Origin of the sequence: Pseudoalteromonas sp. SR45-5 (assembly GCF_014163565.1) — a bacterium.
In the GTDB taxonomy this organism is placed as follows: Bacteria; Pseudomonadota; Gammaproteobacteria; order Enterobacterales; family Alteromonadaceae; genus Pseudoalteromonas; species Pseudoalteromonas distincta.
In genome coordinates this window covers 1-2,672 of the sequence record NZ_JACJDN010000551.1, presented here as the reverse complement: position 1 = coordinate 2,672, position 2,672 = coordinate 1, and the positions used below count along the sequence as shown (strand labels likewise).

Genomic DNA, 2,672 nt, shown 5'->3' with positions numbered 1-2,672 from the left:
AGTGTGTTTGCATCGAGTTGAACACTAAAAACCCCGCAATTGCGGGGTTTTTTTTATCTCGCGGCTGGGATTAATTGAAATTTGGGTAACATAGGAATGAGGGGCAGTTATGCAAGAGCAAGATAAAGTATGGATTTTTGATACCACCTTACGTGATGGCGAACAGGCACTTAAAGCAAGCCTTACTGAAGATGATAAAATTCAATTAGCACATACAATTAGCCGCTTGAATGTGGATGTGATGGAAGTGGGTTTTCCGGTTTCGAGCCCCGCTGATTTTCGCTCGGTGCAACGTATTGCAACCGAAGTAAAAGGTCCGATTATTTGTGGTTTGGCACGCTCAGTTGCTAAAGACATTGAAGCTTGCGGCGAAGCACTTCGCACAGCTCAGCAAAGCCGTATTCATACTTTTATCGCTACAAGCCCTTTGCACCTTGAACATAAATTACGTATGAGCCTAGATGATGCAACGGCAATGGCTGTTAAATCAATTAAATTGGCGCGTAACTATACTGATGATGTTGAATTTTCGTGTGAAGATGCTGGTCGTACGCCACATTGGGATTTATGTAAAATTGTTGAGCAAGCAATTAATGCCGGAGCTTCAACTATTAACTTGCCAGATACCGTTGGTTTTGTAACGCCTGACGAATACGCCGCGATGATCCGCCATTTAATGAATAACGTGCCAAATATTGATAAAGCGCGCTTAAGCGTGCATTGCCACAATGATTTAGGTTTAGCAGTAGCAAACTCGGTAGCCGCAGTGCAAGCCGGTGCGCGCCAAATTGAGTGTACTATTAATGGCATTGGTGAGCGTGCTGGTAACTGCTCGCTTGAAGAAGTGGCAATGATCATGAAAATGCGCCACGACCACTTAAAAGTATACACCGATATTAAAAGTGAAGAAATTTACCGCGCTTCTCGCCAAGTGGCTAAAATTTGTAATATGCCAGTACAGCCAAATAAAGCGATTGTTGGCGAAAACGCCTTTGCACACAGCTCAGGCATTCACCAAGACGGTGTATTAAAAGCGCAAAATACTTATGAGATTATGTCGCCAGAAAGCGTGGGTGTGCCAAGCAACCAATTAAATATGACTTCGCGTTCGGGTCGTCATGTTATTGAGCATCGCTTAGAAGAGTTAGGCTATCAAAAATCTGATTACGATATGGATGGCTTATACAAAAGCTTTATCGAATTGGCTGACCAAAAAGGCACAGTATACGATTACGACCTTGAGGCGATGATTTACTTTAATCAAATTAACGACAAAGATGAAAAATACCAATTAGAATTTGTTAACTCAGCCTCTAACTCACAATCAGTAGCAAGCTCTACGATTGGAATGCGAATTGATGGCGAAGCTAAACAAGAAGCCGCGACAGGTAATGGCCCAGTAGAAGCGTCGTTTGCAGCTATTGAACGCTTAACCGGTATGAGCGTTGAAATGATTGAATATAACTTAGAAGCAACAGGCCAAGGTGCAAGCTCATTAGGGCAAGTAAATATTATAGCTAAATACGATGGCCGACCTTACCACGGTGCGGGCATTGCAGCGGATGTGGTTGAAGCGTCGGTACGCGCCATGATCCGTGTTTATAACTTAATTTATCGTGCACAAAAAGTGTCTGATTTAAAACAACAAAGGAAAGCAGGATGAGTAAAACAAACTACAGCGTTGCAGTATTAGCTGGCGACGGTATTGGCCCAGAAGTAATGGCAGCAGCAGAACAAGTACTTGATGCTGTGAGCAATAAGTTTGGTTTTACATTAAACCGTCAGCATCATGCTATTGGTGGCGCAGCCATTGATGAATTTGGTGAAGCATTACCACCAAAAACACTTAGTGCTTGTGAAAGTGCCGATGCCATTTTATTTGGTTCGGTAGGCGGTCCTAAATGGGAAAACTTACCACCAAACGAGCAACCGGAGCGCGCATCGTTATTGCCGCTTCGTAAGCACTTTGGTTTGTTTTGTAATTTACGCCCTGCACAGTTATTACCTGCATTGAGTGCAGCGTCGCCACTTCGCGCTGATATTAGCGAAAAAGGGTTTGATATTTTATGTGTGCGCGAACTAACCGGCGGCATTTATTTTGGCGAAAAAGGCCGTAGCGGCGAAGGCGCTGAAGAGTTTGCATTTGATACCCAAACATACTCACGTAAAGAAATTGAACGTATTGCACGCTTTGCTTTTGAAGCTGCAAAACTACGTAGTAACCATGTTACCTCTGTTGATAAAGCAAACGTACTTGCATCAAGCGTATTATGGCGCGAAGTAGTCACCGAAGTAAGCAAAGACTACCCAGAAGTAAGCCTAGATTACATTTACGTAGATAACGCCGCTATGCAGTTAGTTAAACAGCCTAGCCAATTTGACGTACTACTTTGCGATAACTTATTTGGCGATATTTTGTCAGATGAGTGCGCCATGATCACAGGCTCAATGGGCTTATTACCTTCGGCAAGCTTGAATCAATCGGGTTTTGGATTGTACGAGCCAGCAGGCGGTTCAGCACCAGATATTGCAGGTAAAGGCGTTGCAAACCCAATAGCACAAATTTTAAGTGCCGCATTAATGCTACGTTACTCGCTAGGGCAAGACGAAGCTGCTCGCACGATTGAAAAAGCAGTAGCAGAAGCCGTAGAAGCAGGCGTTGGCACACCAGA

General features: G+C 43.8%; 2 protein-coding genes. Both read left to right on the top strand.

The genetic code is table 11. From position 1 onward, the window contains the following. The first annotated feature begins 109 nt into the window (after positions 1 to 109). A complete protein-coding gene (leuA, locus tag H5072_RS16355) occupies positions 110 to 1,663 on the top strand; it encodes a 2-isopropylmalate synthase (RefSeq protein ID WP_008171909.1) in 1,554 nt (517 codons plus the stop codon). Beyond that, on the top strand, positions 1,660 to 2,672 hold a 1,013-nt coding region (gene leuB, locus H5072_RS16350), incomplete at its 3' end, for a 3-isopropylmalate dehydrogenase (protein WP_182694131.1). The genes leuA and leuB, both read left to right, overlap by 4 nt.

Coding starts and splice junctions, on each gene's coding strand:
- leuA (WP_008171909.1), top strand. CDS start 110: ATGCAAGAGCAAGATAAAGTATGGATTTTTGATACCACCTTACGTGAT.